Genomic DNA, 14,497 nt, shown 5'->3' on the forward strand with positions numbered 1-14,497 from the left:
GCTTGAAAGTGTCATAAACTCACACAGTTTCACATTTGCAGCCCTTTGAGCAGGGCCTGGGCCCCGCCTCCCACACTGTTGGTTGTTGATTTCCATCGCTTCGGTTCCAGCACACCGACATGCAGCCACCAACACACGGCCAGCGAATGCGGTTGCGACTCCGGTGGATTGACCGGAAAACGGGTTTGAATCAGGCCCAGACACGTATTCGCAGAACCGAGCCCCTATTCAAGCGCGATTTACATAACGTGACCTGCTGGAATGTCTTGAATCTGACAGACTTCTTGTCTATTAACCCTAAAATTGCTGCGCATTATCTGAGTATCCACGAGAATCGACTACGCCAGCACAATTTCTACAGGAAGGAACGTCATGCCGAAGACAACTTTCACAACGGTCGCGCATGCCCCAACCAACCTCGAAACCACGGTGACCTCTCGAGACATGAGCTTCACTTTGGACGAGCCTACTGACCTCGGGGGAACCAACGCGGGCATGAACCCGGTCGAGGCGCTGCTCGGAGCCCTCGGCGCCTGCAAGTGCATCGTTGTCCGCTCATTCGCCGCTGCCCACGGCATCAAGCTCAACGATGTCAAGGTTGAGTGCTCCGGTGTGCTCGATCCAGACGGTTTCATGGGGAAAAACCCGGAAGCAAAGATCGGTTTCTCCGAGATTCACACCCGCTTCCACATTGATGCAGACAACACGAGGGAGGAACTGGTCGCATTCCTCGGCTTTGTTGAATCCCACTGCCCGGTTCAGGACACGCTGTCTAACCCTGCGGCCTCGTCCTTCGAACTCGCATAGCGGAAAATCGCTGGTTTTCGCCACGGCCTCTCAAGGCTTAACGCCGATGGGACGAATGGGCCAGCTCCGCGATACGAAGCACCGACTGTTCCAGCGATAGTTCCGGCGTCGATGAGGCTCCCTTGGTGTCCGCATCCAGCTGTGCCGCAACAACCACAGCGCGAGCGACCGCCGGAGTTGACCAGGCCGAAGCCAACCGCTGAGTTTTCTCCAACTTCCACGGCGGCATGCCATAGCGGTGGGCATCCCTGCGAGCATTAACGCCACGTGCGCCGTGGAGCCGAGCTACATCACCGACCATTCCCGTGATTGCAGCCGACAGCAGTGCCGGTGCCATTCCCAGCTGCAAAGCACGGCGCATCTTCGCCAACGCTTCCCCACCCCGACCGCGCAGTGCGAGCTCGGCAATCTCAAAGCCCGAGACCTCCGCCGAAGCACCGTAGTAGGTGCGCACTGCTTCCGAGGTGACCTTGCCCGCTGTATCCGCACACAGCTGGGAAATGGCGGTCGCCAGTTCGCGGAGGTCTGAACCGACCGCATCCAGGACGGTATCGATGACGTCGCGACGCACCTTAACCCCGTGTGAGGCGAATTCTTCGCCAACAAAACCGGGCAAGTCGTTTCGCTTAAGCGGTTGAGCTTCGAAAAAGCGGACCCCCAACTTACGCAGGTCAGCGACCATCTTTTTCTGACGCCCCTCACCGCTGTGAAGGAGAATCAACGTGATGCCCGGCGCGGGATCCTTAACCGAATCCATCAACAGCTTGGCAGGCTCTTTGCCGGCGTCTTGGCAGTCGGTAACAACCACGATCCGGTCATCCCCAAACAATGAGGGGCTGAAGAGCTCCACCGCGTCAACAGTGGTCATGTCCCCTGCACGGATGGTGGTCACAGGCACCGAGCGTCCGCCCGGATCGGACTCCGTTGCTGCCTGCGCGCGGACGGCAGCGACAATGGCGAGGCGGGCGCGGTCTTTCAGCAGTTCCTCTTTGCCCACAATCAAATTCACGGGTGCGACGGCGCTCAATCCCGACCTCTTTTCCGCGTTGATTCCTGCGACTGTTGTTTCTAGCCTACGGGACAGCCCGGATTTCACCTTCCTCGCCAGACTTCGCCATTCGAATAGAGAGCTTGCGGCCCATCTCGCTGTGGGCACACCACAGGAATGTGCTCGGGTGTCATTACGGTTTCTCGCACGCGCGGACCACACTCGCGGGCGATAAACCACTGGGGTGAGCGGTGCGATTGGAGCGGTTGGCCGCTCACGGCTTCAGCGATATACGACGGGGATTCCACCACCACGGTTTCTGTCGTGGTGTTATCTGCGGCAGTATCCAGTACCTGGGTATGCCACGTCATTTGCTCGGTGAGTCCGAGCGCAATTCGGCACTGCCGGCTGAGCGGGGTCGGTGCAGGGTAACCAACCGATGCAACATGGTTGGCGGGTTCTCCGGCAGTACCCGCGTGAATGAGAACGATCTGGTTCTTCTCAGCGCAGGCTGCAAGCTTCCACCCCTGTGGGGCACGCGCAATGTCGAGGCCGAACACCCAAATAACGGCATAACTACCGGCTGCCAAGACAGCAGCGAAGGCCCCAGCGCGGAGCGCAAGACGGGGCCACGCCCAGAGCGCCGTCAAGCATGCGAACGTGAGCGTGCAGGAGATGACCAACGTGACCGTCCCAGTGGCGGGCGCGACGATTCCCGCAGCGAGGCGTGCGACCTGATGAATCCACCATGCGCACGGCGCGGCGCACCAGAGCAGCGCGTGGACCAGCCAGTTGAGATGCAGTGCGGCGGCAACGGCAGCGAGCGAACCAGCGATAGTAACCGGTGCGACGGCGGGCGCGGCGAGGAGATTGGCGAGCAGTGAGACGTGACTAATTTCGCCGATGAGAAGCGCCAATACGGGCATGGTGACCACGTGTGCGGCAATCGATACGGCGACGGCGCGGACTACTGGGGCGGGCCAGGTACCCATAACGGTGGTGGCGGACAGGCGTCTGGCAAGGGGCTCGGCAAGAAGGACTAACCCAGCGGTGGCTGCGACCGACAGGGCGAAGCCCACTGATACCGATAGGTCTGGTGCCAGGAGAATCAACCCAATAATGCCAGCCGATAGCGCCGCGATGGCTTGGCCAGCTCGTCCTACGAGAATCGCCAACAGCCCAATGCAACCGGTGACCACTGCGCGTAGCACTGACGGTTCTGTGCCCACAATTGCCACGAAGCCGTACAGGGCAAGTGCGGCGACTGCGACCCGCACCCGCGGCCCAGCCCACGAGAACACGGTTACAACAGCCCCGATAACAAGCGCAACGTTCGCTCCAGAGACTGCTGATAGATGTGAAAGCCCAGAGGCAGTCATCATGTCGCCGTCGTTGAGGCTAAAGCCGCGCTCATCGCCGATGGCCATGGCGGGAATCAGGCGGTCGGGACCAACGGGAAGATTCTGCGCCGAGTCAAAGAGCTGCTGGCGCACCTGAGCTGCCAGCCCCTGCGGTGGCGCGATGACCTCAATATCGCCGCGCAGATTCAGCTGGATACCACTAATGCAGGGTTTGCTGGCCACACGTATACCGGCTGTGGATTCAACTACGGCGTCTCTCGTGACCGCCAACAGTTGCTCGTCTCCGAAAACCGACACCTGCCCCGGAAGGCCCTCGATGCGGGCCTTCGCGCTGGCCCCGAACTCGGTAGCTTTCGGCTCGGTGACGAGGCGCAATTGCACTTTCGACATCCCGCCAATGTCGTCATAGAGCTCGTGGGCTCGGGCTTGCGCTATGCGGATTCGCGTGGCCACCGCAACACTGGCCACCGCCACAGCTGGCACCACGATAGTGACGATTGCTCGCCAGCCGGAGGTCACCGCACCTCTTCCCCATCGCCACGACCAACGCTGCCACGCCCACGGCAACACCACCGCAGTCACGATTGCGGTTGGTGCCACAACTATCGCCCATTCTGGGCGCATGATCACTGCCACCGCAGTCGCCCACGCCAACACCGCTGCTGGCACTAGCCGCACGTCGAGCCCAGCACGAGCGCGCAGGTCAGACGGTGGCGGCATCGCGCAGAGCCTCTACCTTAGCCGGGCCGATTCCCGGAACCTCCTCAAGTGCGTCGATACTCGCAAAAGGCCCGTTCTTTTCACGAAAGTCGATGATTTTGGTCGCCGTTGCGGGTCCAATTCCGGGCAATTCCTCCAGCTGCGTAGCAGTGGCGGTGTTGATGTTGATCTTTCCGTCAGAGCCACCCGGGCCAGCCCCGCCTGCAGCACCGGCGCCAGAACCGCCAGAAACATCGGAACCGCCCTCCGCCGTCCCTGCTGGCAGCGCCTCTGTCCCAACCACAATCTGTTGACCATCTACCAACGGTGCCGCCAGGTTCACGCTGGCAGGATTAGCCTCCGGCAAAAGCCCACCCGCACGCTCAATTGCCTCCACCACCCGCGCACCCACTGGCACCTCCACCACGCCTGGATTCACAACCAATCCCACCACCGACACAATCAACGGCCCCATCTGTGCCTGAGCGTTAGTCTCCTTTCCCGCACCGGCTGGCGTCTCCGCTGGGGTTTCGGTCGTCTCCGGTGTCGTCCCCGCGACAGCCGCGTCCTGCACCGCAGGCATCTCCACCTGCGGCGTCGACGGCCACACCACCGCAGCGATTACTCCCAAGGCCAACACCGCAATCACAATGCACGCAGCCATCGCCACCCGCGGCGTCACCACCGCCCGGCGCGTGGAAAAGTCCACCGCCATGCGCTTGTCTTGATCAATCGGTTCCAGATAGTCCGCCAGCCGATTCCGCAAATTCGTCACGATGCGCACACTAGCGCCCCGCCCCACATGCCACCTCGACGAAAGCACTCATCGAGGCGCCATCTGTGGATAAAAATTGGCCTGTGGGGGTTATCCACAGGCCACATCATCTTCGCAGTTCAGCAACTACTTCTTCTTCTCGTCGCCGTCATCATCACGCTTGTTGCTTGACGACGACTCCCGCGATTTCTCCCCTTCGGTGCCAAATACAGCTCCCTCGGGATCGGACTTATCGCGCAGCGCCAAATCAGAGATAGCCTTCGCCAGACGCTCAGCTTTATCCAGAGCTGCTTGGCGATTCTCACTCCACGTTGGCAATTTAGAAACCGCCGTGGTGAAAAGCGGAATTCCCTGTTCATTAGTCACGACTGTGCGATGGATTCGTTTATTGCGGTTGCGACTGGCAGCCGGATTCTCAACTACTTTCACCGCAGCCTGGTCGGTGATTGGCTCACCTGGGTCCGTGGTGCCAGCGTTTTCAGCCGAACCATCCGTGTCAGCAGAGTCACCGGAATTGTCTATGTTCCCGGAATCGTGTTCCACCGTGTCCGCAGCCTCAGCATCAACAGCAGGCGCGTCACTCTCCTCCACGCTGTGGAGCAGCGCTGTCACGCCCATCTCTGTTTCAAAATCCATGGCATCCGAATCAATCGAGCCACCGGAGACCATGCCAACTGCATAGGCTCCCTGCCCGACATGAGCGGTAAGAGACTCCGGCAAATCCAGGATTCTAAACCGGGTATCGTCGGGTAGCTCTTCGGCAAGCATGGCCTGGAGCTCGTGAACGTCGTCAAGCGCATCGGAATGATGCAGCAATACCGCAGGCGGACGGTTCGCCGATGACGCGGACCGCACCATCTTCGTGGCAAAATCCACCATGCGCTGCTTGACCTTCGCCTCTGTACGGCACTTGGCGACCAGCGCTAGTGAGCCATCTTTGATGCCGACGATGGGCTTGATAGCGAGAGCCGTAGAAAGCATCGCTTGGCCCGCGGAGATGCGACCGCCACGACGTAGCGAATCAAGCTTTGGTACAAACAACCAGAGTCGATAGCGCTGCAGCACATCACGCGCTACATCGGCAACCTCATCACGACTGGCCCCGGCCCTCGCAGCCTTGGCCGCCGCGATGGCAGCGGCACCGACTCCAGCTCCGACGGTGTCGGTATCGATGACGGTCACACGGTCCAGCGCACCAGCAGCGGTGACAGCGTTAGACCAGGTAGCGGACATTCCCTTGCCAAGATGCAGGGCGACAACGCCAGCGTCAGAACCATCCTTGTTGGAGCGTTCCAGCGCACGCGCATATGCGGCGCACAGCTTCAGTGGACTGACTGCCGACGTGGTGACGGCGTCTTCATTGATGTCATGGCCGATGGGAACCACGGTGATGTCGAGCTTGCGGGCAACCTCGGGCATCAAGCACGCGGTGTCATCAACAACAATGCGAACGCGACCGTCACCGGGCATGGCGGCCTCCTGAAGAATCAGAAACCTGCGACTCCCGCTCGCGGACCTTCGCGTTAAAAGCATTCAGGTACCAGGAGGTCTCACCATTGACGCGCGTGCGCTGCTCCATTTCGACCCACGCAGTGTTGCCCAGGCCGTTGAACGTGCTGAAGTAGTCGCGCGGCATCTGTAGCAGGGCTGCAGTAGCCGCAGCAATGGCACCACCGTGAGACACGAGCACGAACGTATCTGTCTCCCAAGCGGGGGCAGCCGCGAGGTCAGCAATCACCGCGAGCATTCGGTTGGAAACCTCAAAGCGAGTCTCGCCACCTTTGGGCGCCCAGTTGAGATTGTGACGCCAGTGGTCCCGCATACCGGGGAACGCGGAGTCAATCTCGTCGTAGGTGCGCTCCTGCCATTCGCCAAGGTTGGTTTCACGCAGGCGCTTATCAAAGCTCAGTTCTGCACCGGTGGTCTCGGCTAGCGCGCGGGCGGTGTCAGCTGCCCGGGTTAGGTCAGAGGACACGATTTTTGTGATTCGCGGTTCAGACACAGCCAAGTACTGTGCCGCAGTACGGGCTTGCTCGCGGCCAACGTCGGAAAGCTGCGTGTCTAGCTGTCCCTGAATGCGACCGGTAGCGTTGTACGACGTCTGCCCGTGCCGCAGCATAATCAGACGACGTCGAGTGGCAACATGCGCCTCGCGTGAGCCCGCCACGATTAAAACTCGTCCGTATCCGGGTTGTCGGCAGCCAGCGGAATCTCGTCGATAGAACGAGCATTGCGGGCGGAATCTTCGCCGTCTTCGTTGCTCGGCTGCTCGACACCCTCGACCTCAATGCGCGGGCAATCGCGCCACAGTCGATCTAGACCGTAGAAGTCACGCTCTTCGCTGCGGAAGACATGCACGACAATGTCGCCGTAATCCAGCAGCGCCCAACGTCCCTCACGCACGCCTTCGCGGCGCACCGGCTTTGCGCCGAGGTCACGCAGATCGTCCTCAATCTCATCGACGATTGCGGCAACCAGTCGCTCATTGTCAGCACTGACCAGGACGAACGCGTCCGTAATCACCACCGGGCCAGAGACATCGAGAACAACGACGTCCTCACCCTTCTTGCTATCGGCGGCCTTTGCCGCGGCGGTCGCCAGCTCAATGGCGCGTGCTTGTGCAGTCACGAAAGACTTCAGCTCCTTGTGATTAAAAGTCGTGAAAAACAGCGTTTGTACTTGTAACTTACCGTCTCAGCGGGATTTTGCTAACTTTCAGTCGGCAGGATCGGCCTTCGCATCTGCAGATGCGGGCCCCACAGAACCAACCGTGCCCTCAGCGGACTGGTACAGACCCCGCTTGGCGATGTACTGCACCACGCCATCCGGCACCAAGTACCAAACGGGGCGTCCTGCCTCCGCACGCTTTCGACAATCGGTAGAAGAAATAGCCATGGCGGGAATCTCGATGAGGTGCAACCGTGAAGCGTCGATTCCTTCCAGGTCCTCTGCCCGCAGGTGAACCCCTGGACGAGTGACACCGACGAACGTTGCTGCGTCGAACATCTCCTCCCAGTCCCGCCACGTCATAATCTTCTGCAGCGCATCGGCACCGGTAATGAAGAACAGATCCGCGTTGGGATAGATGACCTTCAAATCCCGCAGCGTATCGACGGTATAGGTCGCACCCGGCCGATCAATATCAACCCGCGAGACCGAAAACTGCGGGTTCGACGCAGTGGCAATGACCGTCATCAGGTAGCGGTCTTCGCTGTGAGAGACCTTCCGGCCGCGCTTTTGCCACGGTTCACCCGTGGGCACGAAAAGCACAAAGTCGAGGTCAAAACGGTCTGCCACCTCGCTGGCGGCAACCAGGTGACCATTGTGAATGGGGTCAAAAGTGCCACCCATTACGCCAATGCGCTGCCGGGGCGCTTCCGCCGACTTCGCTGTCAACGCGGCGTGTACTCGCGACCGCACACTTTTCTTGCGCTTAATCATGACTGGCACTTTACCTGGGCACTACGGACGAGTCTGTCCACGACCAGCCAGAACCCACTTGCTGCTGGTCAGCTCCGGCAGCCCCATGGGCCCACGGGCGTGCAGTTTCTGAGTGGAAATACCAATCTCTGCGCCGAAACCGTACTGCTCACCATCGGTGAATGCAGTGGAGGCATTGACGCTGACGGCAGCAGCATCAACACGGTCGACGAACTCCTGGCACACGCCCCAGTCACGTGCAGAGATAGCTTCCGTGTGGCCCGAGGAGTACTCAGTGATGTGATCCGTCGCGGCCACCACACCGTCGACGATGCGCGCTGCAATGTCTAGCGAGAGGTACTCATCCGACCAGTCTTCCGCCGTCGCAGGAATGACCTCACCGGTCCACCCAGAGGCCGCCAGATTATCGACATCGCCGTGGACCGCAACGCCAGCGTCGGCAAGCGCGTCCAAAATGCGGACCTGATCCTGCGCGGACAGCGCCGAGTCAATGAGAACCGTTTCAGTGGCGTTACAGACGCTCGGACGGCGGGTCTTGCCGTTAATCATCAGCGCAATCGCTTCGTCGATATCGGCGGAAGCATCGATGTAGATGTGGCAGTTACCGGTACCGGTCTCAATGGTCGGCACCGTTGCCTTCGTCACGACGGCCTCAATCAGACCGGCACCGCCGCGCGGAATCACTACGTCAACCAGGCCGCGGGCAGTTATGAGATCTTGCACGGAATCGTGGGTCTCACACGGCAGCAGCTGAACAAGGTCCTCCGGTGCATCGTGGTTGGCCAGCACCTCACGCAAAACCGCGACCAGCTGCGTGTTGGAGTGGACGGCGGACTTGGAGCCACGCAGCAAGGCCACGTTGCCCGACTTCAGCGCCAGACCAAAGGCATCGACAGTAACGTTCGGGCGAGCCTCGTAGACCATGCCCATCACGCCCAGCGGAACGCTGACCTGGGAAAGCTTAATGCCGTTGGGAAGAGTGCTGCCCCGCAGCACCTCGCCTACCGGATCCGGCAGGGCCGCAACCTGGCGCAGCCCACCGGCAATACCCTCAACACGATCGGCGTCAAGACGCAGGCGATCCAGCAGGGAGTCACTAAAACCACGGGCCTTACCGGCCTCGATGTCCTTGGCGTTGGCTACCAGAATCTCTTCAGTACGGGCGACCAGCGCATCTGCTGCGGCCAGCAGGAGCTCGTTCTTGCGTGCCGACGTAAAGCGAGCCAGCTCTCCCGCGACAGCCTTGGCACGCTGTGCCTTATCTAAAACCTCGGCGCGCTCAGCAGCACGCTCCGGACTAAGAGCCGAATCCTCGGCAATGCCCTGTTGATTGGTGTTAGCAGTTTCGTTCGTTTGAGCAGTCATGCCTACCAGCATAACTAGAGTGAGACATCATTTGAGGGAATTAGCTCAGCAACCCAAGGAAAGATGTAATTCATCAACAGCAGGAACACGATGACGGCAATCACGATGGTGATGGTCGCTTTCACCCACCACGGACCCGGCAGGGATCGCCAAAAAGCTGCGTACATCTAGTTGACCTCCTTGGTCTCAACACTGGCGAGAACCGCGTGAATAATGAGCCGATGAGTGTTGTCCCACTGCGGATGGCAGGTAGTCAGCGTAAGTAGAGTCGCGTCACCGATCGGATTGAGGACATCGGCGCGGTCTGGAGTGACAATGTGCTGGCCGGGAATCTCGGGGACGTTAGTTCCTTCTGGCACGCAGTCGAAGCTTTCCCCTGCGCCAGCCATACCGTCGACCGGTAATACCTTGTAGCGGTAAATAGCTTCACGCGTCTCTACAGTGATGTCATCGCACGTCTGCAGACGGTCAATGTTGTCAAAGGGAGCTCCGTGGCCGTCACGATGGGCGGCATAAGAGCTGTTGCCCACCTGCCCCGGAAGGGCTGTGCTCGGATAATGGCCGGGGCCACCGCGCAAAACTTCCTGAGAGACACCTTCGAATACGACCAAATCGCTAAAACCGGCCTTAGGAGCGGAAATCATCGCCACCGCAGAGCCAGGCACCCAGGAGCCCTCAACAGCTGGCTCCGTGCCTTCTGGCGCCGGAGCTGGGGCCGATGCCGGTGCGGACCATGCCTGCTGCAGCTCATCACGAGCCTGCTGCTGAGCTTTCCCGGTTTCAAGACCAGACCAGTACAGCAGATAAAAGGCGAAGAGCGCCACCAGCACTCCAGCGGTCAAGAGCAACTCGCCGATGACGCCAATAATTTTCGATAACACACTTAGGATTATGCCCGAAAGTTCCTCATCCAGGCAGTCCGCGCTCAGGCACTCCTCCCCCAGCCAGTCCGCACTCAGCTAGTCCCCACTCAGCCGGTCTTTGCCGAGGCACCTCTGTCCGGGCGCGCCCAGGTGCGCGTCTTTAAGCGCTGCAGCTCTCAGCGCAACGCTCTCCTAAGCGCGGGAGGCGAAATCCGACAGGTAGTCGGCATGGACGACAGGCTTCTGCATGTCATTCGGCAATTCCTCGGTGTGGTAGCCGATCATGCCCAGCAGCTCCTCAGAGTCATAGTTGACCTCGCCGCGTCCGATGACCTCACCGCTCGGGCCAATCAGGTCGACGATGTCACCAGCGGAGAACTCACCGTCAACCGAGGTGATACCGACCGGGAGCAGCGACTTGCGCATGCGGGTCACAGCGTCGACCGCGCCGGCATCCAGGCGAAGCAGGCCCGAGCTATCCGCTGCGTAGAGCATCCAGAACTTCCAGGCGCTCAAGCGGTTGTCCTTCGCGGCGAAAGCCGTTCCCACGTCTGCCTGGTCAAGTGCTCGCTCAATGTTGGACGCCGAAGTCAGCAGCACCGGCACCCCAGCACGCGAAGCCAGGCGTGCGGCAGACACCTTCGAGGCCATTCCACCGGTGCCCAGTGCTCCACCGTCACCGGCGATAACACCACGCAAGTCGTTACCGCTGCGCACCTCTGGCACAAAGGTCGCACCTGGATCGGCCGGGTTGCGGTCGTAGAGGCCGTCGACGTCGGAAAGCAGAATCAGTGCATCGCAGTACGCCAGGTGACTGACCAGGGCGGCGAGGCGGTCGTTGTCGCCGAAGCGGAACTCCGAGGTCGCGACCGTGTCATTTTCGTTGACAATTGGCACTGCACCCAGCTGGCGCAGGCGGTCGATAGTGCGCTGGGCGTTGCGGGCACGCGAACGCACACCTGCATCGTCCGAGGTCAAAAGCACCTGTGCAGAAGTGCGGCCATAGCGCAGGAAGGAGCGTCCCCACTCCTGTGCCAGGCGCACCTGCCCCACAGCTGCAGCCGCCTGCTTGGTCGCCAAATCAGTGGGACGCGAAGTCAGCCCCAGCGGCCCCATTCCGGATGCCACCGCGCCGGAGGACACGACAATGACATCGCTAAAGCCCATACGCTTTTCCAGGGCATCGGCAATGAAGTCGATGCGTTCGGGATCGGTACGACCGTCAGATCCGGTCAACGAGGAAGAACCAATCTTCACCACGACGCGCTTCGCGGTCCGAATTGCCTCACGAGTCTCGGAATCGAAACCGCCTTTGGTTCCCGGAGATAAATTCTCAGTCGCCTTTTCAATCTCAGCGACGGTGGACTCAGGATTGTCGTGAAGTAGCTCGTCGACCTCCTCACGGGAAATCGGCGCGTCCGATCCAGACTTCGGCGCGGTAGCTACCGGGGCATCTAATGCATCTGCTCCAGTGACGTCAACATCGTTGGCAACGGTGTCGGAAGGGATAACTGACTCACTCATTTCACTAATGGAAAACATGACGGTCTAATGTAATTCTGACTATATAATTGTTTAAACAATCAATGGCAAAATGCAAGTTTGAAGTCTTCGCTTGCCGACGACGCTGTCGCCCGCGACTATGAGTACCGGTCGCGAATAGCCTCTTCGCCATCTCCGAAATCGTACTCGTCAATCAGACCACGGCGGGCCTGCGATGCACGCTTACGCTGCTCGGCGCTAGTGCGCTCGTTGACGTAGAGACGATCGTCGGTACCACGGCCACTCGGCACGAAGTCATCGGTGCCCGCGACCTGCTGCGGGTACCACTCGAAGGTGAGATAGGAAATCGTCACCGGGCAGCCAACCGTTGCCCCAGCCTTTGCCAGGGCATCTTCTACACCAAGCTTGGCCAGGCGGTCAGCCAAGTAGCCGACTGCCTCGTCGTTTTCGAAGTCCGTCTGGTTAATCCAGCGCTCCGGCTTACGGCCACGCACAATGAACCCATCTGGGGTATTCGGATCGCGCTCGATGGTGAAGTCCGCGCCTTCGCGCTTCTTGCCACGCACACCTTCCGGACGGATGACCGCACGGGGCTCCTGCTCTGTTGGCAACGGATGCGCCTTGCGGTAGGCGGCAATCTGATCCTTCAGGCCGTAGGTCAGCTCCTTGAGTCCCTCGTGCGTCACCGTAGAGATCTCATAAATCGGCCAGCCGAACTTCTCCAGCTCCTCGCGCTGCATGTCAATCATTTCGCGAGCATCGGGCAGGTCAATCTTGTTCAGCACGATGACGCGCGGACGCTCTGCGAGATCCCCAAGCCCCACGTCGGCCTTCAGCACCGACTGGTAGTTGGCGAGTTCCGTCTCCAACGCCTTGATGTCAGAGACCGGATCGCGGTCGCCCTCCAGCGCAGCAGCGTCCACCACATGCACCAGCACAGCACAGCGCTCAATGTGACGCAGGAAATCCAACCCAAGACCACGGCCTTCAGACGCCCCCGGGATAAGACCCGGCACATCTGCGATGGTGAAGGACTCGTAGCCAACGTTGACCACACCCAGGTTCGGCTGCAGCGTGGTAAATGGGTAGTCACCAATCTTCGGCTTAGCAGCGCTCAAGGTGCTGACCAGCGAGGACTTTCCAGCTGACGGGAAGCCCACCAGTCCAACGTCTGCCATGGATTTGAGCTCCAAGACAAGATCCTTGGCCTCGCCAGGCTCACCGAGGAGAGCGAAGCCCGGCGCACGGCGGTTCTTGTTCGCCAGCGCTGCGTTGCCCAGACCACCGTAACCGCCTTCAGCGGCGATGAAGCGGGCCCCCTTACCGGTCATGTCCGCCAGCACTTCCCCATCCTCGGTCATCACAACCGTGCCCTCCGGCACTCCGAGAACCAGGTCCTCGCCGCGAGCACCATTGCGGTGATCACCCGCGCCGGGCTTACCGTTGGCAGCCTTGATATGGGGATGGAAGTGGAAGTCCATCAGAGTGTGAATCTGCGGGTCGACGGCCAGCACAATGTCGCCACCGTGGCCGCCGTTACCGCCATCGGGACCGCCGAGTGGCTTGAACTTTTCACGCAGCACCGAGTTACAGCCGTGACCACCGTCGCCGGCCTGCAAATGCAGTACGACACGATCTACAAAACGAGACATAAAATCACACACACTTCCGAGCGGAGAGCCATCATCTAGTGCCTGGAGTAATGCCCTAATTTAAGCGAGCCGACGGGCAGAAGTCTAGGCGGTAACAAAACGCTGCCTCGCAACCTAAAAGCGCGAAACAGTACATAAACAACAAAAGAGCCGATTACCTTTCGCAGTGGGAAAGGAATCGGCTCTTCTGCAAGGCAGTTAAACCTGCCTCATATTCAACGTTGCAGTAATCCTATGTGGACAACCGGGGGTTGTTCTTAGGAGTTATTCTCAACGATGCTGACAATGCGGCGGTTGCGGCGGGTACCGAACTCGACTGCGCCTGCCTTCAGAGCGAAGAGAGTGTCGTCGCCGCCACGGCCAACGTTCTCACCCGGGTGGAACGAGGTACCGCGCTGACGAACGAGAATCTCGCCTGCCTTAACCTGCTGGCCGCCGAAGCGCTTCACGCCGAGGCGCTTAGCTTCGGAGTCGCGGCCGTTGCTGGTGCTGGATGCACCCTTCTTAGTAGCCATGATTTTCTCCTAGGGAAAAGCTAATTGGAATTTCGGCGGTTTACTTGGAGACGCCGGTGATCTTCAGAACAGTGAGCGGCTGACGGTGGCCGTAGCGGCGCTTGTAGCCAGTCTTGTTCTTGTAGTGCATGCCGCGGATCTTCGGGCCCTTAGCGGCCTCGACGATCTCTGCGTTAACGGTAACGTTGGCAAGCTTGTCGGCATCCGCAATGACATCTGCGCCATCGACGAGCAGAACCGGGGTGAGAGCCACGGACGAACCCGGCTCACCCTCGATCTTCTCGACCTTGACGAGGTCACCTTCGGCAACCTTGTACTGCTTGCCGCCGGTCTTGACGATCGCGTACATAGGAGGGCTACCCCTTTATCTGAGAAACTCGACTCAAGGAATCCTTGTAATTCCTTGACTGGACAATGGAATTGCGATTAGTTGCGTGTGCAGAACACTTCAGGGACATACCCGAAAGCCAAATCCGAGTAGATTTCCCCGCTCTGGCCGTTTCCTTACCGCCAGCACCTCAAGCGCCA

General features: G+C 59.9%; 15 protein-coding genes. 1 reads left to right on the top strand and 14 read right to left on the bottom strand.

Translation table 11 applies throughout. The features are described 5' to 3' along the window. The first annotated feature begins 372 nt into the window (after positions 1-372). Positions 373-807, top strand: coding sequence for an OsmC family protein (locus tag ADB02_RS09760; RefSeq protein WP_049190829.1), 435 nt, complete (start codon positions 373-375; stop codon positions 805-807). 37 nt (positions 808-844) lie between these two features. On the opposite strand, the gene holA is transcribed toward ADB02_RS09760, so the two are convergent. The 14 genes from holA to rplU all read right to left on the bottom strand — a co-directional run bounded on the left by holA (position 845) and on the right by rplU (position 14,318). After that, entirely contained in the window at positions 845-1,903 is a 1,059-nt protein-coding gene (gene holA / locus ADB02_RS09765) for a DNA polymerase III subunit delta (protein ID WP_005511539.1), read from the bottom strand. Continuing rightward, the gene (locus tag ADB02_RS09770; RefSeq protein WP_049190831.1) at positions 1,900-3,876 is read right to left on the bottom strand and encodes a ComEC/Rec2 family competence protein; all 1,977 of its coding nucleotides are present in this window, start codon (positions 3,874-3,876) and stop codon (positions 1,900-1,902) included. Before ADB02_RS09770 ends, holA begins: the two co-directional genes overlap by 4 nt. After that, complete coding sequence (locus ADB02_RS09775) at positions 3,860-4,630, bottom strand: ComEA family DNA-binding protein (protein WP_241482456.1); 771 nt, start codon at positions 4,628-4,630, stop codon at positions 3,860-3,862. The genes ADB02_RS09770 and ADB02_RS09775 overlap by 17 nt, the downstream gene beginning before the upstream one ends. Positions 4,631-4,756: 126 nt before the next feature. Then, positions 4,757-6,100: a DegV family protein gene (locus tag ADB02_RS09780; protein ID WP_049190834.1), complete on the bottom strand. Its 1,344-nt coding sequence runs from the start codon at positions 6,098-6,100 to the stop codon at positions 4,757-4,759. Beyond that, on the bottom strand, positions 6,090-6,797 hold the full coding sequence (locus ADB02_RS09785) for a histidine phosphatase family protein (RefSeq protein ID WP_049190836.1): 708 nt from the start codon (positions 6,795-6,797) through the stop codon (positions 6,090-6,092). The genes ADB02_RS09780 and ADB02_RS09785 overlap by 11 nt, the downstream gene beginning before the upstream one ends. A 2-nt stretch (positions 6,798-6,799) precedes the next feature. After that, positions 6,800-7,258, bottom strand: coding sequence for a ribosome silencing factor (gene rsfS / locus ADB02_RS09790; RefSeq protein WP_048761239.1), 459 nt, complete (start codon positions 7,256-7,258; stop codon positions 6,800-6,802). Between the two features lie 87 nt (positions 7,259-7,345). Further along, the gene (gene nadD / locus ADB02_RS09795; RefSeq protein WP_049190843.1) at positions 7,346-8,071 is read right to left on the bottom strand and encodes a nicotinate-nucleotide adenylyltransferase; all 726 of its coding nucleotides are present in this window, start codon (positions 8,069-8,071) and stop codon (positions 7,346-7,348) included. Positions 8,072-8,092: 21 nt separating this feature from the next. Then, positions 8,093-9,436 (bottom strand): glutamate-5-semialdehyde dehydrogenase, encoded by a 1,344-nt coding sequence (locus tag ADB02_RS09800; RefSeq protein WP_224783791.1) that lies wholly within the window; start codon positions 9,434-9,436, stop codon positions 8,093-8,095. 14 nt (positions 9,437-9,450) lie between these two features. Then, on the bottom strand, positions 9,451-9,603 hold the full coding sequence (locus ADB02_RS11600) for a hypothetical protein (protein ID WP_049190848.1): 153 nt from the start codon (positions 9,601-9,603) through the stop codon (positions 9,451-9,453). Further along, on the bottom strand, positions 9,604-10,317 hold the full coding sequence (locus ADB02_RS09810; RefSeq protein ID WP_049190851.1) for a class E sortase: 714 nt from the start codon (positions 10,315-10,317) through the stop codon (positions 9,604-9,606). Positions 10,318-10,491: 174 nt separating this feature from the next. Beyond that, positions 10,492-11,841 (bottom strand): glutamate 5-kinase, encoded by a 1,350-nt coding sequence (gene proB / locus ADB02_RS09815; RefSeq protein ID WP_049190854.1) that lies wholly within the window; start codon positions 11,839-11,841, stop codon positions 10,492-10,494. Positions 11,842-11,939: 98 nt separating this feature from the next. After that, positions 11,940-13,454: a GTPase ObgE gene (gene obgE, locus ADB02_RS09820; protein ID WP_049190856.1), complete on the bottom strand. Its 1,515-nt coding sequence runs from the start codon at positions 13,452-13,454 to the stop codon at positions 11,940-11,942. 257 nt (positions 13,455-13,711) lie between these two features. Next, complete coding sequence (rpmA, locus tag ADB02_RS09825) at positions 13,712-13,969, bottom strand: 50S ribosomal protein L27 (RefSeq protein WP_016422312.1); 258 nt, start codon at positions 13,967-13,969, stop codon at positions 13,712-13,714. Positions 13,970-14,009: 40 nt separating this feature from the next. Next, positions 14,010-14,318 (bottom strand): 50S ribosomal protein L21, encoded by a 309-nt coding sequence (gene rplU, locus ADB02_RS09830; protein ID WP_005511541.1) that lies wholly within the window; start codon positions 14,316-14,318, stop codon positions 14,010-14,012. Between the last annotated feature and the right edge of the window lie 179 nt (positions 14,319-14,497).

Source organism: Corynebacterium sp. 212_CJEI (assembly GCF_001055915.1).
Classification (GTDB): Bacteria; Actinomycetota; Actinomycetes; order Mycobacteriales; family Mycobacteriaceae; genus Corynebacterium; species Corynebacterium jeikeium_D.